Origin of the sequence: Paraglaciecola sp. T6c, from assembly GCF_000014225.1 — a bacterium.
GTDB lineage: Bacteria > Pseudomonadota > Gammaproteobacteria > Enterobacterales > Alteromonadaceae > Paraglaciecola > Paraglaciecola atlantica_A.
Genome location: NC_008228.1, coordinates 3,521,343 through 3,544,009, shown reverse-complemented (window position 1 = coordinate 3,544,009; position 22,667 = coordinate 3,521,343). Strand labels below are relative to the sequence as shown.

Sequence of the window (22,667 nt, the reverse complement as noted above, 5' to 3'; positions counted from 1 at the left end):
ATTGCCGACATTCTTTTAGTTGTTCCTCAACGCTTCAAATTTTTACCTGCATCTGTTCTACTTCTGCCATTCGATAAGATAACTACGCATAAATGCTATAGAGAGATAATGAAAATTTCGTACAGCCTTTTCCCGCTATTCGTATTTTTTGTGGTGGCTTGTACCTCAAGTTTACCGAAGCACACAACAGAGCAAGAGCAGGTACTAAAAAATGCTGAGGTCTTAAAGACTACCACTTTGCAAAATGTAAGCTTTGCGCAAGTGATGGCGTTAGATGTAGCGCCCAATGCCAGTGAAAAAATCGCATATGGCAGTGATGAATTACAGTATGGACAATTGTATCTGCCGGAAAATGTGCGGGGTAAAGAGGTTGAAGATACTGCACCATTAGTCGTTTTTGTTCACGGTGGCTGTTGGCTTAACGCTTTCAGCGTTGATCATAGCGAGGCGTTTAGCCAAGCGTTGACAAAAGAGGGATACGCGGTTTGGTCTGTAGAGTATCGCCGCACAGGCGATGATGGCGGCGGTTGGCCTGGTAGCTTGAATGACGTCTTAAAAGGAGTGAGTTTCGCGCAAACCTTTAAGGATTATCCGATTGACTTAAACAAGGTGATTTTGGTCGGGCATTCAGCAGGCGGACATTTGGCGTTATTGGCCAGCGCCCCAGAACGACAGGTATTTAAGGGCGGGGCCAAGTTGCTAGGCGTCATCGGTTTAGCTGCTATTGTTGATGTGGTTCGTTATTCACAAGGTAATAACAGTTGTCAAACTGCTACGCCTGCTTTTTTTGGTGGCAGTGCTGAGCAAAAGCCAGAAGCTTACGCTTCAGGCTCGCCCGATCATTACGCGCTAACAGAGCATTCACTCTTATTGCATGGCAGTGCTGATGAAATAGTCGAGCAGAGCCAAGCACTGAAGAGTGATTTTGAATATCAAATTGTAAAGGGGGCAGGGCACTTTGATTGGATCCATCCTCAGACAAATGCGTATCAAGTTTTTTTATCAGCGTTAAAACAACGGGTCAGTGAATAATGGAAAACATCAGTGAAGAGCAAATAGCACAATGGGATTTGATAGACCCTTTGGCTGAAAAGCGTGAAGCGTTTACGCTTCCTGCTGATACTGTTTATTTAGATGGCAACTCTCTAGGAGCCATGCCAACTGCTGCAGCGCTGCGTGGTAAAGAAGTGTTAGAGCATCAGTGGGCCAACGATCTCATTACCAGTTGGAACACACATTCGTGGATTGACCTACCGACAACCGTAGGTGAAAAAATTGCGCCACTCATTGGCGCAGCACCAGAGCAGGTGATTTGCTGTGATTCTACCTCTATCAATTTGTTCAAAGTACTTGCCAGTGCGGTGACGCTACAAAAAAATCGCTCTCAGGTACTTTCTTTAGCGGGGAATTTTCCTACTGACTTGTACATGGTTGAAGGGCTTACATCACTGTTGGGCGAGAGTCATTGTTATCTTAAAACGGTTGACGAAGACACGCTAGAAGAAGCTCTTACTTCTGAAGTGGCAGTTTTAATGCTGACTCAGGTTGATTTTCGCACTGGTCGCTTGCTGGATATGCAGCGCATAACGCACTTAGCGCATGAGCAAGGAATTTTAGTGATATGGGATCTCGCTCATAGCGCGGGGGCGTTGCCTATCGCGCTTGATGAATGTGACGTAGATTTTGCTGTGGGGTGCGGTTATAAATACTTTAACGGAGGGCCTGGCGCACCGGCATTTGTTTACGTAGCCAAACGCCTTCAAGCTCAGGTATCTCAGCCGCTGAAGGGATGGATGGGGCATAAGCAACCTTTTGCTTTTGCACAAGGTTATGAGCAAGCGGGTAATATTACTCAATATCTATGTGGTACGCCAAATGTGGTATCTATGAGTGTATTAGATGCTGCACTTGAGGTATTTTCTGATGTGAAGATGCAGCAAATACGTGAAAAATCAGAGGCGTTAAGTGAATTGTTTATTGCGCTAGTGGAAGCCGAGGTGGCGCTATCTGATTTAGTACTAGTATCGCCACGAGCGACGAAAGACAGAGGTAGCCAATTGGCATTTAAACATGAACACGCTCATGGGATTTGTCAGGCATTAATCGAGTTTGGTGTGATAGCCGATTTTAGAGCACCGAATATTTTACGGTTTGGCTTTACTCCTCTGTATTTACGCTACCAAGACATTCTGACCAGCGTGCAGAATCTCACACAGGTTATTCAGCAAAAAGTCTATCTTCAAGCACAGTACAACAAGCAAAATAAAGTAACTTAGCGCAGGTGAAATCATCCGCTGCTCTAATCGTTAATACGAAAATACATTAGGGGCATTGTCACTTTGTTGAACGAGTTTTGGTCAATACATCGAAATACTTTAGAGCGCGAAACAGTCTCGAAGGCCTAATGGGCAATGCAAAGAACTGAGATGAAGAGAAAATTGTTTCACTTACGCCCCCGGTTGGGTAGCAGCTGTTAGTCATTTATTTCATGTTGAATGATTTCTGTACAGAGCGACCAGTTTCATAAGCATCCATCATGCTCAATTTAGTCACAAACTGTTGCCCAAATGTACCGCTAATATCAACAAGGCCTAGGCGATGTCGTCTAATAATTCACGTATTTTGGTGTACCGATTTTCCTGCTCATCATTCAGTGAGCCGGCTTCAACCGTGCGCACGCAGCGCTGGATCGTTTTTTGATAGTTGTCGTCTGTGTGCAAGCGTTTTATAGTCATCACCTGCAGTAAGTTAAGCGCAATTGCGGGAGTTTTAGGCATAATGGTAAAGGCATCGGCGAAGGTACCCAATGCACTGTCGATATCACCTTCTTGAAAACGCTGGACCGCTAAGTTATTCAATTCTTTGGAGCTTTGCTTGATTCTACTTTTTTCCTCTTGCTCTTGTTCAACATAGTGAAGAAATATTTCATTACCTTGCTCGTTTTCATCACAACGGCGCATAATCTCACTTAATATCTCTTGGCTACGCTCGTGTATGCCTATCTCATGAAATGCTTTGGCTTTATCGAGCAAAGCTTCGATTGTTTCATTCTCCCAGTTGTCGTTGTCTAGTTGCTCAAGCAATGCTTTGGCGTTATCTTTTTCATCCGCTAAATACATGAGTCGAGCGTTGATTACATTGATTTGGTCTTGCATATCCGCCTTCGGGAATGCTTGGCGAGATTGGCGAATGTACTCATTTGCTTGCTTAACCAGCGCACTCGTTTGCTCTTCATCAGCCGTCATGGCGTAATCAATACTAGCGCGGGCGACATTTAGGTAATGCTCCGGCGTGTCGTGAATAGAATTTTTAGCAAATTTAACGATTTTTTTGGCTGCCTCAAGCTGCGTATGATAATCGTGGGTAATTCTGGATAAATCCAACGCGGTTTTATGCCGTCTTATATTTCTAGGGGATATTTCAGATGCCATTAAAACGCATTCAAGAGCAGTATCAAAATCACCTTGCTTGATTTGCAACGACATTAGTAAATCATATGCGGCCAATTGTGATTCCGGTTTAAAGGCGAGACGAAGTACGAGCTTCTCTGCCGCTTCGTCTTCATTCAAGTGTAGATACGTTTTTACTAAGCCCAATTGAGCCCAAGTAAACGTTTGAACATTAAGAATCGCCTGGTAGAACGCTTTAGCTTGAGGAAAGTGACCACATAGCTGCAACACTTCGCCTTTAATTTTCAACGCCAAGGGAAAAAACTCTGAGTTTTTAGTTTCACTCAAAAACACTTCTACTTCTGATAGTGCCTTTGGGAAATGTTTCTTTTCAATACACCAATACACACTCTGTAAAGCTCGTTTACGCCCCAGAATGCGCGACAAGCGTCGGTCTAACTCTTTCACGGTAAACGGCTTAGCGAGAAAATCGTCAGGTTGTAACTCAACAATACTTTGTACTAGATCCGCTGTGGTATCAGCACTGATAAACACGAATGCGGTGCTCAGAGGTAACTCGCCGTTTCGGTTTATTTCATCGTAAAAGTAGTACCCATCTTGCTCATGTTTTAAGTTGTATGAGCATACGATGAGATCATACCGCTGGTGGCGGATTTTATTAAGAGCGAGGTGTACCTTGTCCACATAGGTGATATCGCTAAAACCAAGCTCTTCCAAAGAATACTTCATGTACCCTTTAGCGAGAACCTGATCATCAACGATCAGCACTTTGGTTTCTTTAGCGATCAGTGGATTCATATATGTATTTCAAAGGGTTGATTATTAAAGGTTATCGTACTTTCACTCATAATTATAAGTACAAATAAGCATCAATGAAGAAAATAAACGTTTTGAATGCAAACGAGCCAAAAAAGAAACGCTATTGAGATACCTAGGCTTGTCTTCGCTACTGGGCTTGAATCGCGTCGCTTGTGCTTTTGTGAAAAGCGGCGATGCGTATCGCAGATACAGTTATGCTACTCAAATAATGACGTTTACATAAATGGGGGTATAACTAAAGAAGTGGTGGTCGCTATTGGACTTAAATCACGTCGCCTGTGCTTTTGTGAAGAGCGACGATGCGTATCGCAGATACAGTTATGCTACTTAAATAATGAAGTTTATATAAATGGAGATATAACTAAAGAAGTGGTGGTCGCTACTGGGCTTGAATCACGTCGCCTGTGCTTTTGTGAAGATCGGCGATGCATATCGCAGATACAATTGTACTACTTAGATAATGAAGCTTGTATAAATGGGGATATAACTAAAGAAATGGTGGTCGCTACTTAGTTTGAATCACGTCGCCTGTGCTTTTGTGAAGATCGGCGATGCGTATCGCAGATACAATTGTACTACTTAGATAATGAAGTTTATATTAATGGAGATATAACTAAAGAAGTGGTGGTCGCTACTGGGCTTGAACCAGTGACCCTCGCCTTGTAAGGGCGATGCTCTCCCAACTGAGCTAAGCGACCGTTTTGTGAAACGTTGTACTTCACTGGCTTGAACCAGTGACCCTCGACCGTTTCTTGTCGAAAAGTGGTGGTCGCTACTGGGCTTGAACCAGTGACCCTCGCCTTGTAAGGGCGATGCTCTCCCAACTGAGCTAAGCGACCGTATATTGAAACGTTGTACTAACACTGACTCTCGACCGTTTCTTGTAGAGAGTGGCGATGCTCTTCTCTTTTTCTAACTGAGCTAAGCGACCGTATATTGAAACGTTATACTACACTGGCTTGAACCAATGACCCTCGACCGTTTCTTGTCGAAAAGTGGTGGTCGCTACTGGGCTTGAACCAGTGACCCTCGCCTTGTAAGGGCGATGCTCTCCCAACTGAGCTAAGCGACCGTTTATTGAAACGTTGTACTAACACCGACTTGAACCAGTGACTCTCGACCGTTTCTTGCAGAGAGTGGCGATGCTCTTCTCTTTTTCTAACTGAGCTAAGCGACCGTTTTTGTTTCACTTAAAGAGTTGCCTCGGTAAGTGGAGCGCTATTATAGGTATGCGTTTGTGAGTGTCAACTGTAAATTTAAAAAAGTGTTCAAGTGCTATAAAAACGACCGAATAGCGTGAATATTGTGCAGTTTTATTAATAGTAAATGCGCTGGAATAGAAAAAACAGCTTTCTTTGATTGGTTATGAATGAGGTGACAAAAAATTTAATTGGCGTTTACGTCAAATTTAACCTTTGAAATGCATTGTATTATGCAGCCCACTCAAAACTAACTACGCTAGTGCAAATCGGCTACGCTTTATCAATTTTGTCATTTTTTATTAATTGGTTCGTTAGGTAACTGGATGTAAAACATCCGTTTAGATAAGACCAGAGCCAGTGTTTTATTAGTAATGAAAGCGCTGAGACCACTGCAAGTAAAATTAAACAGCAATATATGTTCAATTCTTCAGGGCCCTTTGTTCGTTTAACCTTTCTTATAAGGGCCATTGACTGGTAAAATGCTGCCAATTTTTTGTAATAGGATTATTTATACCATGACAGCGGTTACCCGTTTTGCTCCAAGCCCTACCGGTTTTTTACATGTTGGTGGTGCACGTACTGCACTTTATTCTTGGCTTTATGCAAAAAGCCAAGGTGGAAAATTTGTACTTCGAATTGAAGATACGGATATAGAGCGTTCTACTCAGGAAGCCATCGATGCGATTTTGGAAGGTATGGAGTGGTTAGGATTAACATGGGACGATGGCCCATATTATCAAACAAAACGGTTCGACCGATATAAAGCGCTCATTAATGAGATGCTTGAAGAAGGTAAGGCTTATAAATGTTTTATGAGCAGTGCTGAGCTTGATGAAATTCGCGAAAAACAAAAAGCGAACGGTGAAAAACCAAGATACCCAGGCACTTGGCGTGACCGTACTGATCATCCAGAAGGCGAACCTTTTGTTATTCGCTTTAAAAACCCGTTAGAGGGTAAAGTGCTGGTAAAAGATCATATTCGCGGAAACATCGAAATTGCAAACAGTGAACTAGATGACCTCATTATATTACGAAGTGATGGAACTCCGACCTATAACTTCTGCGTTGTGGTTGATGATTGGGATATGGGGATTACGCATGTGGTGCGCGGTGAAGACCACATTAATAATACCCCACGCCAAATTAATATTTTACAAGCACTTGGGGCACCAGTACCTGAATATGCCCATGTATCTATGATATTAGGTGATGATGGCAAAAAACTATCTAAGCGTCATGGTGCTGTTAGTGTAATGCAATATCGTGATGACGGCTTTCTACCGCAAGCACTATTAAACTATCTAGTTCGTTTAGGTTGGTCTTATGGTGATCAAGAGATTTTCTCTAAAGAAGAGATGATCGAGTTATTTAGTTTAGATGCGATAGGTCAATCAGCTTCAGCTTTTAATACTGATAAACTCATTTGGTTAAATCAGCATTATATTAAGGAGCTACCAGTCAGTGAGGTGTTACCTTATGCAAAATGGCACTTTGAGCAACAAGGCATCGATGTGTCTAACGGCCCTGCACTAGAAGAGGTCATTAAAGTACAAGCAGATCGCGTAAAAACGTTGAAAGAGTTGGCCGAGATCAGTGGCTATTTTTATCAAGAGTATGAAGACTTTGATGAAAAGGCGGCTAAAAAGCATCTTCGCCCTGTGGCGCAAGAGCCTCTTGAGGCGGTTAAGGCTGCTTTAATGGCGTTATCGACTTGGAATGCTGAAACCATCCATGAAGCGATTAACAAAACTGCGGAAACTTTAGGGGTAGGTATGGGCAAAGTTGGAATGCCATTGAGAGTTGCCGCTACCGGTTCAGGTAATTCGCCTTCACTTGATGTGACATTGAATTTGCTAAAACCTGAGCAAATTGCTCAACGTATAGACAAAGCGCTCATATATATAGCAAACAGACAACAATCATAGATAAAATTTAAAAAAGTCGTTGACATAAAAGGGGGGGGTGCCTAGAATGCGCCCGCTGTCAGGGAATGACACCCAATAAGTCAAAGCGAGTTCGCTTGTAAAACTTAAGTATGGGGCCATAGCTCAGCTGGGAGAGCGCTTGCATGGCATGCAAGAGGTCGGCGGTTCGATCCCGCCTGGCTCCACCATATCAAGGAGCATTTACGGCATACCTAGGCCAGTAAATGTAATGATATAGACAGATTTTAGTTTTTGTAAGATCAGGTCTTTCCTCTCGCAGGCTCGACTCACCTTACAGAAACTCATCGAAGCTTGCTTCGATGAACAAAGTTTCTGTCCCCATCGTCTAGAGGCCTAGGACACCGCCCTTTCACGGCGGTAACAGGGGTTCGAATCCCCTTGGGGACGCCATATTAAGTAAACCTACGGATAGGGTTTATGTTTTAACAACAAGGACATTCACGGCATACCTAGGCCGGTGAATGCTATGTTTGACAGATTTTGTTTTTGTAAGATCAGGTCGTTCCTCTCGCAGGCTCGACTCACCTTACAGAAACTTATCGAAGCTTGCTTCGATGAACAAAGTTTCTGTCCCCATCGTCTAGAGGCCTAGGACACCGCCCTTTCACGGCGGTAACAGGGGTTCGAATCCCCTTGGGGACGCCATACAAAAGAACGAAGTGATAGCATTTATGCGTCACATGGGGTGAGAACCTCTTAGTTCGACAAATTCGTAGGGAACGAATTTGAACGTGCATAGCACGGCCGCAAAGCGGTAAAATACAGGACGTATTTTATAATCCCCTTGGGGACGCCATATTAAGTAAACCTACGGATAGGGTTTATGTTTTAACAACAAGGACATTCACGGCATACCTAGGCCAGTGAATGCTATGTTTGACAGATTTTGTTTTTGTAAGATCAGGTCGTTCCTCTCGCAGGCTCGACTCACCTTACAGAAACTTATCGAAGGTTGCTTCGATGAACAAAGTTTCTGTCCCCATCGTCTAGAGGCCTAGGACACCGCCCTTTCACGGCGGTAACAGGGGTTCGAATCCCCTTGGGGACGCCATATAAGAAAAGCCGTACAGTGATGTACGGCTTTTTTTTTTATTTAAATGGCGATCGCGGATGGTCAAAATGGTGAGCGTTTTGCCCGCTATCACCCTGTTTCGGCCACGTTTATGTCGTCAAAGCTAAACGTCAATAGCGTTGTATATTCATGTCTCATCAGTCTAAATTGCCACCTGCATCTTACCAAATTAACATCAAATCACGTCTTATTGCTGTTAAAACAACGGGTGAGTGGAGCTTACAAACTGATATGGCATATCTGTCTGACCTCGGTGAAGCAATGCACTCCATGCGCGGTAATGTTTGGGCGGTTCTTGTGGACATGCGAGGCTGGGTGGTGCCTGCGTCAGTGAGTACATCCCCCCTTAAATCAGATGTAATATTAGACCGACGCAATCAAAAACTTGAATGTTGGATAGTAGACGAGCCAAGTCAAGGCGAAGCGTTACTCCCCTATTTTAAGCAAGCGGGCATTGTACCAAAGCGTTTTACGGATCCGAAAGACGCCCATGCCTGTTTAAAAGACGCTGGGTTTATTGATAGTTAATTATTTAATGGCGTTGGTATTCATCAAACTCACATTCTTCACTATGTCACTTTCTCGCATTGGCTATGCGTTCTCTCAACAATGGATGGGTTTGCAACCATTTATCCATTTTTGACTGTTCTGGCGAGGTTTGTGCTAATTTCTCAAGGGCTAGAGCGAAGGCCTCAGTGCTTATATTTGCACTTTTCATTGTTTGTAACGCAAAGTTATCTGCTTCCCATTCTAACTGAGATGAAAACTGGTTTTGAACTAGTGTGGTGGATACACCGGCAAAGATATCGATTAATCCACTGACATCAGCGAAAAAGTAATCAATGACAAGGGAGGAAAATAGCGTCTGGGAGATGAGTCGCATTGAATGATGCTGCTCAACATGCCCTATTTCGTGCAGTAACACCGCGTGCAGTAATGACGGGTTTTCTTCTATCAAGTCCATAAATTGATCAGTAACAACAATCGATCCGTTTGGAAAAGCAAACGCATTGGCCCCGAGTGTTTCACTGTCTCTAAATTGCAAGGAGTAGGCATTGCTGTTTAACCGCAGTTGATTGAGTTGCTCTTCCCACTGAGTCCTAAAAGCCTCTTGTTCGTTTTGGCTCAGCTTGCTTGGCTTTAGAACGCTACTGTCCATAGCATGCAATGTATGGGTTGAAGCTAACTCCACTGCACTATCAGGAATGATTGTCGCGAATTGCTGTGCGGCGTAAGGAATGCCATATTTAAATATCAAAAACAGGCTAAAGGGCATTAATATCAAACTGATGATAATTGCTTTGTAACTACTTTCGAGTTTGGCTGCCCATTGCAATTTATTCGTTGGGTAGATGAGCTCATCAATCTCATTGGAAGAAGGGATGACTAACTGCCCAACATCAGGGATTGATACTTCCCGATTTGTGGACGCGAGTTTCGACGCGACAATCAACTCGCGCTTAAAAATAGTGTGGAGAACTTCGTTATCTTCGTTGCTAATAACGAGATGATCTTTGGTGAAATTCAAGGAAACGAGCAGGCAGCGTGAACTGCCTTCCGGATAGAAATTTGCGCTGTGCACGGCTTTATCCTAGTGCAATGTCGACATCAAACACATTGGCGACTTCTTCGCCCAGTGCGCTGGTGTCGTCTTGAGCACCATCAACGACCTCGGCAATTCCTTCCAAAATAGTGACTTGAGTCACATTTGCATAGAACTGAGACGTTCTAATGTGGATCCAGGGCAAAGCAAACCCGAGCGTGATTATTAGTGCGACGAAATTGCTCAATCTTAAACCGATCAATTTCGTTGTTGCCACTGTCGAGGTAAACCGTGCCACGCCCTCTATGTGGGTACTGTTAAACAAATGATTACGCACATGAGCTTGGTAAAAGCTCGTTGCGATTAGAAATACCACCAAATAACCAAACATTATGCCGATAGTGGTCATTGAAAAAGTGGATGCTTGTGCTGCATCGGCGCTCAATGTACTAAAAGAAGCCCCCAAAGCGAATAACGACAGACCTGCCACAACAACACCTAAAATAAGAGCGCCAATTGAAGCAATGTAATATTCAGAGCTCTTTAACTCAGTGCTGAAATTCTGCTGTCCATAGGTCATATTATTGTGTAAAAACTCATCTATTTTTTTCAGCACCCATGGCAGCGCCAGATACAATGTGAAGACACTCACAATAGGCAGTAGAATAAACGTCGCGAAGGCGTCGCCATACTGGCCTTTGAAGCCAAATTTGACGTTACGATAAGATGTCATGCGCATTTTAAAACGCACCGCAGAGATGATCATAATAGGGGTTAGGAAGACAAAAGCGACGATGAAAATAAGTAACAAAGTTGGACTGAAGGCACTCGCAATCGAGTACACAGCAAATAGAATAACAGCAATTATTCTTCCTTTTAAAATTTGGATTGGGTCTGCTAAATAGGAAAAACGATGGCCATCAATTTCAGTATTGCTATAAAAATATCTGTTCGTGCGTACAGTAGCCCAGGCTGAATAGATACCCAAAGTTACTATCGTGAGCAATATGTTCACTATCCAAATACCAAAAAACTCTGCGGTTTTACCATGGAAAATAACGTCAGATTGGCGTAGTTGAGAACGGTTGAGCGCTGGCGGGGATGTTGACTCAAGCGCTTTCTGGCGCTTCTCCGATATTAATCTATCAAGTTCAGCAGCCCGTTCTGGGTAGGTTTCTTGATCGAGTCCTGCTCTCGCGCTGAGTAAGTCTTCATAGCTGTACTGTGAATAATCTATATGTTTGTCCATATTTTTTCCTTTGTTATATTTTTTATTTATTTCCCTGATCCATGCGACGAGCGCGTTTTGATATTACGGTAAAAATGCTTGCTAGTTAAGGGGCAATCTAGAGGTCACTATATTTATGAGCACTGAGGCTATGGTACAATTATTCATAACATCTTTTGTTGCAGAGGCGGGTACACGCTGGCGCAAAGTAACCTAAAGTAGTGAAATCCATTATGGAAGATAAAGAAATTGCTTCTCCGTGCGTACGAAATTGTTGTCTTGATCAACAAGATATGTGCGTGGGATGTTTCCGAGTTTTGGATGAAATTGTTGGTTGGGGCGCTGCGTCAACAGAGCGAAAACAACAGATTCTCTTGTACTGTGCAGCAAGAAGGCGTTCTGACAATGTGGGCCAAGTTAGCTAAGTTAGTCTCATAAACTCACTTTATTTCGTTAACCTCTCTGGCCATTCTTTATAATCGTTGTGCTGTCGTGACGATTTCACTTTAATATTGAGTAAGCAAGTTGCAAGTTATTTTAGCACCGATGGAAGGGGTGGTTGATCACCTCATGCGTGACATGTTGAGTAAAGTGGGTGGCTTTGACTTGTGCGTAACTGAGTTCGTAAGGGTGGTGAACTGCTTACTACCGAAAAAGGTTTTTTATCGTATTTGTCCTGAATTACATCATGGCGGGTTTACCCCAAATGGCACGCCCGTGCGGGTGCAATTATTGGGACAAAACCCACAGCCCTTAGCTGAAAACGCGGTACGTGCTGTTGAATTAGGCTCTCATGGTGTCGACTTAAATTTCGGTTGCCCAGCCAAAACCGTCAATAAAAGCAAAGGTGGGGCGATTTTGTTACGTGAGCCACAAGCCTTATACGATATTGTCAGTGCGGTGCGCGAAGCAGTGCCTAAAGAGCACAAAGTCACGGCCAAGATGCGCTTAGGGTTTGAGGATAAAAGCCTCGCGTTTGAGAACGCTGCTGCTATTGAGGCCGCTGGGGCTGATTTACTGGTGGTCCATGCCAGAACCAAAGTAGAAGGATATAAGCCGCCTGCTTATTGGTCGTGGATCGCGGACATTAAACAGAAAGTCAATGTTCCCATTATTGCGAACGGTGAAATTTGGTCCCAGGAAGATGCACTCAATTGCCAAACACAATCAAATTGCCAAGATATCATGTTAGGGCGTGGCATTCTGGCGATGCCTAACTTGGCGCAAGTGGTGCGCGGCGAGCAAGATGTGATGAGTTGGTCCCAGGTGAATCAATTGTTGATAGATTATTCTGGCTATGAGTTGTTCGGTGATAAAGGCAAGTACTTTCCTAATCGTCTTAAACAGTGGTTGGGATATTTGTCACGGCAATACCCAGAAGCTGAAAATTTGTTTATGCAAGTACGTAGGTTGCGTGATTCCAAGGAGATTGTGCAAGTTTTACGGCAAGACACGTAAGAGAGCTTTAGCTGCGCTGTATAGGCAAAAGCCAAATTATAATAATAATTTGGCTCATCTATCTTTAGCGCTTTTTTTACAACTTTTTGAAATATAGTGGTATTAAACCTGCACATCCACTATCGAGCCAACCCGCTGATTAGGATCAGCAGATTGTGAAGCTGAGCTGGTTTGGGAGCTCGATTCTGGGCTAGACAGGGTTTGAGTTTGTGAAGTTTGCGGGGGAGGCCGACGTTCGACCTCTTGTCTTGGCGCTGGTGCATTGGTTTGTACTGAACTAGCGCTTGAAGAACTGACTTCCATAACATTATCCTCTTAATCAAAACGGTTACACAAGTCTAGACATTCAACTGGTCAGTTACCAGTTTGAGTGCAAAATTAACCTGCGTGTTTGCTTCCAACCTGCCTGAAGCGTCACTCAAATCTTAAGCCAGTATTCATTCAATCTAGTGTATCAAAGGGCCGAGCGCGGCTTGCATCGATTTGGCGATCATAGGTTGTGCTTTGGCATTCGGATGAATTCCGTCGGATTGCATTAGCTCGTTGTTAAGGGCAATGTCTGCTAGAAAAAAAGGCAATAAGGTGACATCACGTTCACTAGCCACTGTGCCATACGCCTGAGTAAATAGCTCTGTGTACCTGCGTCCATAGTTCGTGGGGATCTGCATTTCTTGCAAAATAACCGTTGCACCTGACTCTTGGCTTAACTTGACTATTTGAGTCAGGTTGTCGCGCATTTTGCTCACTGAATGCCCCTGCAAACCGTCATTCCCGCCCAATTCCACATACACGTGACTCGGGGTATGCTGAGTCAGTAATCTCGGTAAGCGGGCCAAAGCCCCGTCAGTTGTTTCACCACTTATCGCCGCATTTACGACGGTAATGTCGCTTTTTTGCCACGCATCTTGTAACAAACTTACCCAGCTTTGTGCTTGCGTCAAACCATAACCAGCACTTAGGCTATCGCCTAATATTAGCAATTTACTGGATTTCGCCCAAAGTTGATCTGAAACCAATATTATCGGTAAAAGTATCAATATGACTTTGGCGCGCATGCGCAATGAATTCGTTATCAATTTAAACACTATGGCTCCTACAAATATGATTAAAACGTCCGCGATTACAAAAACGGTTACTACGTCTCAGGGTGAACTTTCGATCCTCCAGCCAATTAGTTTTGAAGTCAAGGCGGGTGAGTCGATTGCCATTGTAGGTGCGTCCGGCTCCGGTAAATCAACTTTATTGAGCCTTCTAGCGGGGCTCGATGAAGTGAGTAGCGGAAGCATCTATCTCGACGGTCAAGGGCTGCATGATATGAATGAAGAGCAGCGAGCTCAACTACGCGGCGAAAAAGTCGGTTTTATTTTTCAAAGTTTTATGTTGGTTCAAAGTTTAACAGCGCTGGAAAACATCATGTTGCCTGCGGAAATTGCAGGATTGGACAACGCCAAGCAACTTGGGCAAGAAATATTAGAGAAGGTCGGTCTGGGGCATCGCGGCGATCATTATCCGAATCAATTATCGGGCGGTGAGCAGCAGAGGGTTGCCATTGCTCGCGCGTTTATCACAAAACCCAAAATTCTGTTTGCCGACGAGCCTACCGGTAATTTAGATGCTGCTAACAGCGGTAAAATTGAACAGTTACTCTTTGATTTGAATCGGGATTCGCACACTACTTTAGTGTTGGTTACCCACGATAATGAATTGGCAAAGCACTGTCAGCGCCAATTATTGATGAACGCGGGTGAGCTTAGCGAAGTGACTGTTTCTATTAAGAACACTGATCCTATTGATGTATTAACGCCCTCAGAAAGTCAGGCAGGGTAATACATGACTAAGCAAACTTTTAATTTAGCTTGGCGTTTATTCAAACATGAGGCAAAGCGCGGTGAACTCACAATTATTTTGTTGGCCATTATTTTGTCTGTGGCGTCAGTGTTGTCGCTATCGCTCTTCAGTGAGCGATTACAATCAGCCCTGACAGATAAAAGTGCTGAGTTTATCGCCGCGGACAGAGTGCTGAATTCGCGCAAGCCGGTGGATGAGGCCTGGATCGAGAAAGCCAAAGAGTTTGGACTAAATACTGCGAATCAAGTCTATACGCGCTCTATGGCATTCTCTGGCGACAACATGATGTTGGTTGATTTGAGGGCGGCCGCGCAAGGTTATCCTTTGAAAGGCACAGTCAAAATTGCTGAGCAACCGTTCGCTCCCGGGCAGGCAACAGACACCTTGCCACAACCTGGAAATGCGTGGGTTGAGTCCCGTTTATTTCAAAATTTAGGGTTGAGCTTAGGGCAGGTAATTGAAGTAGGTGACAAAGCATTCACCGTCAGCAAGGTTTTATCAGAAGTGCCTGATGCGGGTTTCAGCGTGTTTGGCGGCGATCCAAAGGTGTTGATAAGCGAGCAAGATTTAGCTGCAACGAACATTATTGGTCCTGGTAGTCGTGCCTCTTTCAGTTACTTCTTTACGGGCAGTGATGCGGATTTAAATGATTATTACGACTGGCTGTTGCCGCAATTAGATAAAGAGCTACAAAGCTGGGTGTCAGTCAGCGACGATGACTCAGCAATCGGCCGCTCTATCGCCAAGGCAGAGCAATACTTTTTATTGGCTAGTTTGTTAGCTATCGTTTTAGCAGCCGTTTCAATTGCGGTAGCGGCGCAAAGATACAGTCAACGCCACTATGATCCTGTTGCGATCATGAAGACATTAGGCGCTAGTAAAAAAATGGTGCAGCAAGTGTATTTGCTACAAATCACTTTCATTACTGTATTGGGGATTGCGATCGGTACAGTGCTGGGCTTTTTGATCCAACAAGTTGTGGTCTTGGCGCTAGCTGGCAGCGTAGATGTGTCACTTGACGTGTGGTTTTGGCGACCACTGATTATCGCTGTTTTTACTGGTGCTATCTGCGCAGTGCTATTTTCACTTTATCCTCTCCTTAAACTCTTCTCGGTTTCACCGCTGCGGGTTTTGCGGCGTGACTTGGGGGCATCATTAAGTTCACGCTTCATTCAATTTTTAGCATCAGGGGGGGCTATTTTCAGTTTGATGTGGGCGTACAGTGGTAATTTGGGCTTAAGCGCTATTTTGTTCGGCTCAGGTATTTTACTGGTGATGAGTTTACTGCTTGTCACCTTCGGTTTGATTTGGCTTGGCCGCAGGCTTGGCAGTGGTAAAATGGGAGCATGGCAACTTGCATGGGCACGTATACGTCGCAGGGCCATGGATAATGCTGTTCAGCTTATTAGTTTTGCTGTAACCATCATGCTGTTATTGATTGTGTTGGTCATGCGCAACGACATGATAGCCCAGTGGCAAAATCAGCTTCCCCAAGGCACGCCGAATTACTTCCTCGTGAATATTACACAACAGCAGCTACCTGACTTACAGGCGCATTTTGCGCAAGAAAATGTCGATATTGAACATTTTTACCCGGTGGTACGTGGTCGATTTGTGGCTATTAATGATGAAAAGGTTTCAACAGCAGTCAGCAAAGAAGATGAAGAGCCTGGTGAGCGTCAGGGGCGCGAGGGGTTAGGGCGAGAAGCGAACCTGACATGGAGTGATGAATTACAGCATGAGAATGTGATCACTGCTGGTAAATGGTTTGACTCTAGTGAGCCTCTTGAAAGTGGTTTGTACGGGGTATCTGTTGAAGCGCGAATTGCTGATAGGCTTGATATTCAATTAGGTGACAAACTAACCTTTAATGTCGGCAGTGAAATCATTAATACACAAGTATCCAGTTTACGTGAAGTGAATTGGCAAACTATGCAGCCAAACTTCTTTTTTGTTATTCAGCCGCAGGCGATGGAAGGGTATTTGCCGACGTATTTATCCAGCTTTTACTTAGACAAGTCGAGAAAATCAGATATCACAGATTTGATGAAGCCTTTTGCCAGTGTCACCTTATTTGACGTTGATGCCCGCATAGAGCAACTTCGCGGCATCGTGCAACAGGTATCATTAGCGGTTGAGTTTATATTGGTGCTTGTGCTTGCTGCAGGTGCATTAGTACTAATTGCACAGGTGCAAGCCAGTATGGACGAGCGACAGCAAGAGCTAGCCATCTTACGTACCTTGGGGGCGAAAGGGCGTTTGATACGAGCCAGTGTGTTGTTCGAATTTATTATTATTGGTTTGGTTGCGGGGCTAATGGCTGCCTTTGCCAATGAAGTCAGCCTGTTCTTTTTACAAAGCCGAGTGTTTGAAATGGAAGCCATGTTGCATTGGGAGTACTGGTTTATTGCTCCTGTTGTGGGTGCTATCGTCGTAGGGGCTTTAGGTATGGTTGGTTGCTGGCGTTTGCTGCGCTTAAATACCAGCCATCTCCTGCGTCAAATGGTGTGATCTGTTAAACAAGCTCTGTAGATAAAGCTGATTTTATAAAAGCCAAAAGTAAAAAGCCGATAAATCGTAATTAATTTATCGGCTTTTCTGTGTTTACTTATCTTGTATTTCAGTGCGTCTTGTTTGCTTGGTCAGACCGCTACAGTCGCAAGCACTCCAACGCATGTTCCAACTCAGGGTACTGAAATTGATAACCGCTTTCTTGCAATCTTTTGGGAATGACGCGTTGCCCGTATAGCAGTAGATCTGCTGCCTCGCCCATTATTATTCGCAGGGCGAAAGACGGCATTGGTAGCAAGCTTGGGCGATGCAGCACCGACGCAAGTGTTTTACTAAACTGGGCGTTTGTCACGGGGTTCGGTGCCGTAAAGTTGTATATCCCTTTACACTCAATATTGTCAATAATATGAATCAGCCCGTCTAGCATGTCTTCTAAGTGGATCCAAGACATGTATTGTTTCCCTGAGCCCATCGGGCCACCCAAGCCAAACTTAAAGGGTGGAACCATTTTCATTAATGCACCGCCTCGACGGGTGATAACGATCCCAGTGCGAATAATGCATACGCGTGTGCGCTCTGATTCGGCTTGCTTGGCTAAAAACTCCCATCTTTCACATAACTGATGGCTAAATTCATCATTCGGCGAGTCGAAATCTTCATCGATTATCTCGTCGCCTTGGCGACCATAATAGCCAATGGCAGAGCCGTTGACGAATAACGATGGAGGATCGTTACTGGCTTTCATCAACGAGATTAACTTTTCAGTGATATCCCATCGACTGTGCTCGATAACTTTTTTCTGTTCATCTGACCAACGTTTATTGATTATTGGTTCGCCCGCTAGGTTGATGACCACGTGAAAATTATCAAGGTTTTCGAATTCGTCTAATGACGAAATTAACGTGACCTTGTGACCTAATATCAGCTCTGCTTGCGATACGTTGCGAGTGACCACTGTGATATCATTTGGCTTTAACTTTGGGATTAAATTAGAACCAATTAATCCTGTACCTCCAGTAATCAAAATACGCATAGAAAATCCTTGTTTTGTTACGTTTTAGAGCACGAAAGACGAAGGGAAACTGAATCTGAAAACCGTAAAGCATGAGGTTTGTCAACTTCGGCTTCAGCATAAATCACCCTAGGGTGTTCCGCTGCAATTGCCAACACATCAGCGGTTAATTTTTCCAATAACGCAAAGCGATTATCTTCAACCAATTGAATAATGCGTTTGGTAATAATCTTATAATTAAGCGCATCGTCCATGTTATCGGAACCTGTCGCTTGATCTGCCTTGTATTCAATTTTCACGTTTACAATGACATCTTGCTTGTTTTTTATTTCATCTTCATTAATACCAATATAGGTACGCAAGCGTAGATTTTTTATCCTGATCGTCGCTGGATTTAACTTCATATTGTTACCACTCTTGTTTTACGACGTAAAAATAACCTAAAATCAGTACGTTAATATCTTTTAAAGGTTTTGTACACGGATAATATCAAGTTGTCATTGATATATTTCATAATACTAAATACACAGCGTAAGGCTATAAAACAACCTAACTTTCCACTATCTTTTTTCACTCACTATACAGGTGACATCAACCATGCAAATGAAATACTCTCCTTCGCTGAAAGTGTTATTAATACTCGCGTCACTTGTTGTTGTTCTCGCAGGCGTTAAGGCGGCAAGCACAATCGTCGTACCATTCCTATTATCAATTTTTATTGCGATGTCTTGCAGCCCCATAATTAACTGGGCTAATCGTTATCGGGTGCCAAGAGCGTTATCCGTTGTATTGGTTATACTGCTTATCGTTGTTTTTGGATTTATGCTCGCGGGGCTTGTTGGGCAATCTATGAATGACTTTAGCGAAAACGTACCAAAATACCGTAAACAATTGGTCGAGCAATTTTCTTTCGTTATCGGGCGCTTAAACGATTTCAATATACAACTTAATCAAGACCAGCTGTTGTCTTATCTTGACCCTGGCGCAGCTATGAATATGGCAACTAGCTTATTAACTAGCCTTGGTGGTGTTCTAACAAACTTTTTGCTTATTCTTCTGATTGTGGTGTTCATGCTGTTTGAAGCCGAATCGTTTCCTCGTAAAATTCATATTGCTTTGGACGATCCGAACATGAAGATGCGTCAAATAGACAAGTTCTTACTGTCGGTCAAAAACTACTTGGCGATTAAAACTCTCGTAAGCTTAGCTACTGGCTTGGTGATTGGCCTTTGGTTGTATTTCTTAGGTGTAGACCATTACCTGTTATGGGCGATGATGGCATTTCTATTAAATTACATTCCAAATATTGGCTCGATAATCGCCGCTATTCCAGCGGTATTACTTGCGCTAGTGCAATTAGGGCCAGGTGTCGCAGGTTTAACCGCGCTGGGGTTTGTTGTGACGAATACCGTGATGGGCAATATAGTTGAGCCAAGATATATGGGACGTGGCTTAGGCTTGTCCACGTTGGTTGTATTTCTATCCTTAATATTTTGGGGCTGGTTGCTTGGCACCGTCGGTATGCTGTTGTCAGTACCTTTGACTATGATCGTTAAAATCGCTCTAGAGTCCGGCCAAGATACCCGCTGGATTGCATTGCTATTAGCCAGCGATGGCCCAGAACTTAAACAGTTAGAGCAGGAAGAGGGACAAGAAGACAGCGGACAAGAAGATAGCGCGCAAGGACCAAGCGAACAAGAAGATGAGAAAGCCTAAGTCAAAGCTAAAGCCGAAAGCGCAATAAATGCTTGCCCTGCTTTCCTTAGTGAAGCAAGGGCAGGGAATTGCGTTTTTACCAGATGTGTATGTACAAAAAGAACAGGCCAATAGCTCTCTAAGGAGCCTTATATAATTTTAGACCTTAGCGTTACCCATCAATCAGCTTCACGTACCTAACCGACAGGTTACGCCTTTGCTAACAGCGCTTACAGAGTTTGTAGTGCAATATTAGCATGAGTAAAGGCGATGCCAACACTGGCGACTGAAATCAAAGATCGTTAAGCACGCTGGCGGCCGTGCTCTGTAGCCTTGTTTAAGCGACCATAAGCTTAGGCCTTGTAAATATCATGCACCTATTGCAATATCTCGCTGACAATATGCCTTCGTGGGCGTGTATTCCGCGCTGGAACTTCTCATTTTAGGCAAAGAGCGTACTTTCTAATTTATTCACAGCAGTGCTAATTCTAGTCGCGTCAGCATCAATGATCTCAAGGCGAGAATCTGGGCTTTCATCAAGCTCGATACAGGTCAGCACCTCGTCAACTTTATCGAATCCGAAAATACCCTTTTCAGTAATAAGCACGGCTTTTAACCTATCCACCTCAACCACACTGAGCAAGTTCATCGCCTGAGTGAAATCAAATATTTTATCGCCATTGAATATCCAGCCTTGAGAGGAAAACCCCTGTGCGGTATTTTCTATGGTAACGCGGCCAGTTCGCTGTAACGCGTGCTGTAAATCATCAACTAGCGACTCTTCTTTTTCATGTTTATGTTCAGACTTGTCAGATAAAGCCTGAGCTTTAACTGTAACACTGCCGGTCGTGCCCGCAAGTATAGACAGATCAGCCAGAGGACTATCTAACATAGTCAAAGGCGTATTGGCTAAGCCTTGCTCTGCAAGATAGCTTTTTAAATGGCCAACTTCATCACCTTTATATAAATCGATTTTGGTCGCAATAATACGATCGGCAATGGACAACTGTTCTTGGTAAATGAGGTTTTCACGATAACGCGGCTGAGCGATTACGCGGGCATCCACTAACGTAAGCGTTGCCTGAATATCAAACACATCTTGATAATGGGGTTGCTGCAAGGCAGCGAGTACTTCTTTAGGGTGGCCTACACCTGTCGGCTCAATTAACAGCCGGTGGGGTTTAGCATAGGAAATTAACTGATTGAGCGCTATTTGCATGGGCAAGCCCGAGGTGCAACACATACAACCCCCGGGCACTTCTCTGATGTAAATATTATCTTCAGGTCGCCCTTTGAAAAAAGCGCCATCTATTCCAACTTCACCGAACTCATTGACTAAAATCGCCCAGCGCTCATCTTTAGGCTTAAGGGTAAGTAACTGCTTAATAAGGCTGGTTTTCCCTGTCCCCAAAAAGCCTGTAATTATGTTTGTGGGAATGGCTGATGTAGGAGCAGGCAACAACATTATATATCTCTCAGAGGGGAGTAGGTGTGAAAAGTGTGATGTTATAACAATTTGCCAAGCGCGACTATCCTTCAACGCTGTTTTATCCAATGCCTCTTTCATTTTCAATGCTGGACACGGCTCATTTACCCTTCACTGCGCAGTTGGTGCTTTGTCATCTGCACTTCAATCTTTGTCATAAGAGAGACATTGGTAGAAACTAGATAAGAGCCATAAACAATACAACACAAGCGACTCACTTTCTTTAGGTGCTTATTTGCACGCGTTACAAGCAATGTAATTCTAGGTAAATATCCACATACAATCGTTCATTTGTGCGATTATTGAATATATCAAGCGGGTTTAAATTTGAATAAAGGGACCGGTAATATGGGCACGAAGAATAAAAAGGGCACGATAAATAGAAATTTATTCGTGGGGTTAATTACCCTTAGTGTATTCGGCCTCACTGCTTGCGATGATTCATCAGAATCATCCGCAGAGAAAGAGTCAACCAAAAACTCGGGGTTAGAGATTTCGTTGTTTGCTGACGGGGCATTTTTGCAACCGCCTAAAATGGTTGATTGCGAAACAGCCCAGGGTACCGCTACCACGTGTTACCAATTTATCACTTCTGGCGCGCCAGCAGGGCGAGTACCAGGCCCATTTTGCCCCAGAACGATCGACGATGGGGCTGACGTCTCAGGTAGTTGGTTCAGCAAAGATGCAGAGGGGGACTTAGTCGACCTTACAGGTAACTTCATCTTAACGCTTGATGAATATTACGGTGATGAAAAATGGCTACTCTACGATGCTAAAACAGGAAAAATACGTTACACCGCTGACAAAGAATCTTGCTCAGGGGCGGCCCGTCCTGATGTTGAAGAACAATATAAGCAGAACTGCATTGAGTGTGAGTTGAGCTACCTTGATGAGGACTTTTCTTTAACCTATTTAATTCCAACCACACCCATTCCCTCTGCTAATACGGGGCGACTGCATACGGTGGGTATCGCGTTAGATGGAACTGAGTTATCTGGCCCTGCACCGGTTAGCGAGATTTTGGGTAGCTACACGATTGCCGCTTTTGATGACTGTGGTGGTCATATTAATCTGCATCAAGGGTATCACTATCATTCAACAACAGGCTGTAGTGATGCTCAAGCAAGTGATGATGGGCACGCACCGTTAATTGGCTATGCTGTTGATGGGTATGGCATTTATGCCATGCGCGATGCTAAGGGTAACGAAGAATCTTTGGATGAGTGCCGAGGGACGACTGATGATACAAGAGGCTATCATTATCATGCCGCAAGCCCAAACGAGAACATGTTCATTGGTTGTTTACATGGAGAGTCTGTGCGACCTGCTGGTGGCCCTCCTGGGGGAGGTCCGGATGGCGGTCCTCCCGGTGGCAGACCGGATGGAGCGCCAAACGAAGCAGGCGGCCCACCGCCTAGGGAGCGCTAAATGAGAGCC

General features: G+C 44.0%; 18 protein-coding genes and 7 tRNA genes. 14 read left to right on the top strand and 11 right to left on the bottom strand.

Annotation, left to right across the window (positions count from 1 at the left end):
• Positions 1-108: 108 nt before the first annotated feature.
• Positions 109-1,032 (top strand): alpha/beta hydrolase family protein, encoded by a 924-nt coding sequence (locus PATL_RS14965; protein WP_011575686.1) that lies wholly within the window; start codon positions 109-111, stop codon positions 1,030-1,032.
• Entirely contained in the window at positions 1,032-2,276 is a 1,245-nt protein-coding gene (gene kynU / locus PATL_RS14960; RefSeq protein WP_011575685.1) for a kynureninase, read from the top strand. Before PATL_RS14965 ends, kynU begins: the two co-directional genes overlap by 1 nt.
• A 315-nt stretch (positions 2,277-2,591) precedes the next feature.
• Here the strand turns inward: kynU and PATL_RS14955 are convergent, their stop codons facing one another.
• The 4 genes from PATL_RS14955 to PATL_RS14940 all read right to left on the bottom strand — a co-directional run bounded on the left by PATL_RS14955 (position 2,592) and on the right by PATL_RS14940 (position 5,301).
• Positions 2,592-4,208, bottom strand: a complete 1,617-nt coding sequence (locus PATL_RS14955) for a response regulator (RefSeq protein WP_011575684.1) — start codon at positions 4,206-4,208, stop codon at positions 2,592-2,594.
• A 643-nt stretch (positions 4,209-4,851) separates the two neighbouring features.
• A tRNA-Val gene (locus PATL_RS14950) sits at positions 4,852-4,927 on the bottom strand.
• A gap of 65 nt (positions 4,928-4,992) precedes the next feature.
• A tRNA-Val gene (locus PATL_RS14945) sits at positions 4,993-5,068 on the bottom strand.
• A gap of 157 nt (positions 5,069-5,225) precedes the next feature.
• Positions 5,226-5,301, bottom strand: a tRNA-Val gene (locus PATL_RS14940).
• Positions 5,302-5,946: 645 nt separating this feature from the next.
• Between PATL_RS14940 and gltX the strand changes: the two genes are divergently transcribed.
• From gltX to PATL_RS14910, 6 genes are all read left to right on the top strand, one after another.
• Positions 5,947-7,356, top strand: a complete 1,410-nt coding sequence (gene gltX / locus PATL_RS14935; protein WP_011575683.1) for a glutamate--tRNA ligase — start codon at positions 5,947-5,949, stop codon at positions 7,354-7,356.
• 112 nt (positions 7,357-7,468) lie between these two features.
• A tRNA-Ala gene (locus PATL_RS14930) sits at positions 7,469-7,544 on the top strand.
• Positions 7,545-7,691: 147 nt separating this feature from the next.
• Positions 7,692-7,767: transfer RNA gene (locus tag PATL_RS14925), tRNA-Glu, on the top strand.
• Positions 7,768-7,946: 179 nt separating this feature from the next.
• A tRNA-Glu gene (locus PATL_RS14920) sits at positions 7,947-8,022 on the top strand.
• Positions 8,023-8,352: 330 nt separating this feature from the next.
• Positions 8,353-8,428 (top strand) — tRNA-Glu (locus tag PATL_RS14915).
• 150 nt (positions 8,429-8,578) lie between these two features.
• Positions 8,579-8,977: a hypothetical protein gene (locus PATL_RS14910; RefSeq protein WP_011575682.1), complete on the top strand. Its 399-nt coding sequence runs from the start codon at positions 8,579-8,581 to the stop codon at positions 8,975-8,977.
• Positions 8,978-9,023: 46 nt separating this feature from the next.
• Here PATL_RS14910 and PATL_RS14905 read toward each other — a convergent pair whose 3' ends face one another.
• Together PATL_RS14905 and PATL_RS14900 are read right to left on the bottom strand one after the other, a co-directional pair.
• Complete coding sequence (locus PATL_RS14905; protein ID WP_011575681.1) at positions 9,024-10,031, bottom strand: M48 family metallopeptidase; 1,008 nt, start codon at positions 10,029-10,031, stop codon at positions 9,024-9,026.
• A gap of 4 nt (positions 10,032-10,035) precedes the next feature.
• Positions 10,036-11,241, bottom strand: a complete 1,206-nt coding sequence (locus PATL_RS14900; RefSeq protein ID WP_011575680.1) for a YjgN family protein — start codon at positions 11,239-11,241, stop codon at positions 10,036-10,038.
• Positions 11,242-11,453: 212 nt separating this feature from the next.
• On the opposite strand from PATL_RS14900, the gene PATL_RS14895 reads away from it, so the two are divergent.
• Complete coding sequence (locus PATL_RS14895) at positions 11,454-11,645, top strand: DUF1289 domain-containing protein (protein WP_081429943.1); 192 nt, start codon at positions 11,454-11,456, stop codon at positions 11,643-11,645.
• 100 nt (positions 11,646-11,745) lie between these two features.
• Positions 11,746-12,678 carry a tRNA dihydrouridine(16) synthase DusC gene (locus PATL_RS14890; protein ID WP_011575679.1) on the top strand — a complete coding sequence of 311 codons (933 nt, stop codon included), beginning with the start codon at positions 11,746-11,748 and terminating at the stop codon, positions 12,676-12,678.
• A gap of 102 nt (positions 12,679-12,780) precedes the next feature.
• On the opposite strand, the gene PATL_RS14885 is transcribed toward PATL_RS14890, so the two are convergent.
• Positions 12,781-12,981 (bottom strand): hypothetical protein, encoded by a 201-nt coding sequence (locus tag PATL_RS14885; RefSeq protein ID WP_041713922.1) that lies wholly within the window; start codon positions 12,979-12,981, stop codon positions 12,781-12,783.
• 143 nt (positions 12,982-13,124) lie between these two features.
• A complete protein-coding gene (locus PATL_RS14880; protein WP_011575678.1) occupies positions 13,125-13,763 on the bottom strand; it encodes an arylesterase in 639 nt (212 codons plus the stop codon).
• Between the two features lie 16 nt (positions 13,764-13,779).
• Between PATL_RS14880 and PATL_RS14875 the strand changes: the two genes are divergently transcribed.
• Together PATL_RS14875 and PATL_RS14870 are read left to right on the top strand one after the other, a co-directional pair.
• Positions 13,780-14,505 (top strand): ABC transporter ATP-binding protein, encoded by a 726-nt coding sequence (locus PATL_RS14875; protein ID WP_011575677.1) that lies wholly within the window; start codon positions 13,780-13,782, stop codon positions 14,503-14,505.
• Between the two features lie 3 nt (positions 14,506-14,508).
• Positions 14,509-17,037, top strand: coding sequence for an ABC transporter permease (locus PATL_RS14870; RefSeq protein ID WP_011575676.1), 2,529 nt, complete (start codon positions 14,509-14,511; stop codon positions 17,035-17,037).
• 139 nt (positions 17,038-17,176) lie between these two features.
• Here the strand turns inward: PATL_RS14870 and PATL_RS14865 are convergent, their stop codons facing one another.
• Together PATL_RS14865 and folX are read right to left on the bottom strand one after the other, a co-directional pair.
• Positions 17,177-18,070, bottom strand: coding sequence for a TIGR01777 family oxidoreductase (locus tag PATL_RS14865; RefSeq protein ID WP_011575675.1), 894 nt, complete (start codon positions 18,068-18,070; stop codon positions 17,177-17,179).
• A gap of 17 nt (positions 18,071-18,087) precedes the next feature.
• Positions 18,088-18,453 (bottom strand): dihydroneopterin triphosphate 2'-epimerase, encoded by a 366-nt coding sequence (gene folX, locus PATL_RS14860; protein ID WP_011575674.1) that lies wholly within the window; start codon positions 18,451-18,453, stop codon positions 18,088-18,090.
• A gap of 193 nt (positions 18,454-18,646) precedes the next feature.
• Between folX and PATL_RS14855 the strand changes: the two genes are divergently transcribed.
• Entirely contained in the window at positions 18,647-19,765 is a 1,119-nt protein-coding gene (locus PATL_RS14855) for an AI-2E family transporter (protein WP_011575673.1), read from the top strand.
• A 421-nt stretch (positions 19,766-20,186) separates the two neighbouring features.
• On the opposite strand, the gene PATL_RS14850 is transcribed toward PATL_RS14855, so the two are convergent.
• Positions 20,187-21,209, bottom strand: a complete 1,023-nt coding sequence (locus PATL_RS14850) for a CobW family GTP-binding protein (RefSeq protein WP_011575672.1) — start codon at positions 21,207-21,209, stop codon at positions 20,187-20,189.
• 369 nt (positions 21,210-21,578) lie between these two features.
• Here PATL_RS14850 and PATL_RS14845 point away from each other — a divergent pair, with 369 nt between their 5' ends.
• Positions 21,579-22,658 (top strand): YHYH protein, encoded by a 1,080-nt coding sequence (locus PATL_RS14845; protein ID WP_011575671.1) that lies wholly within the window; start codon positions 21,579-21,581, stop codon positions 22,656-22,658.
• The last annotated feature ends 9 nt before the right edge of the window (positions 22,659-22,667 follow it).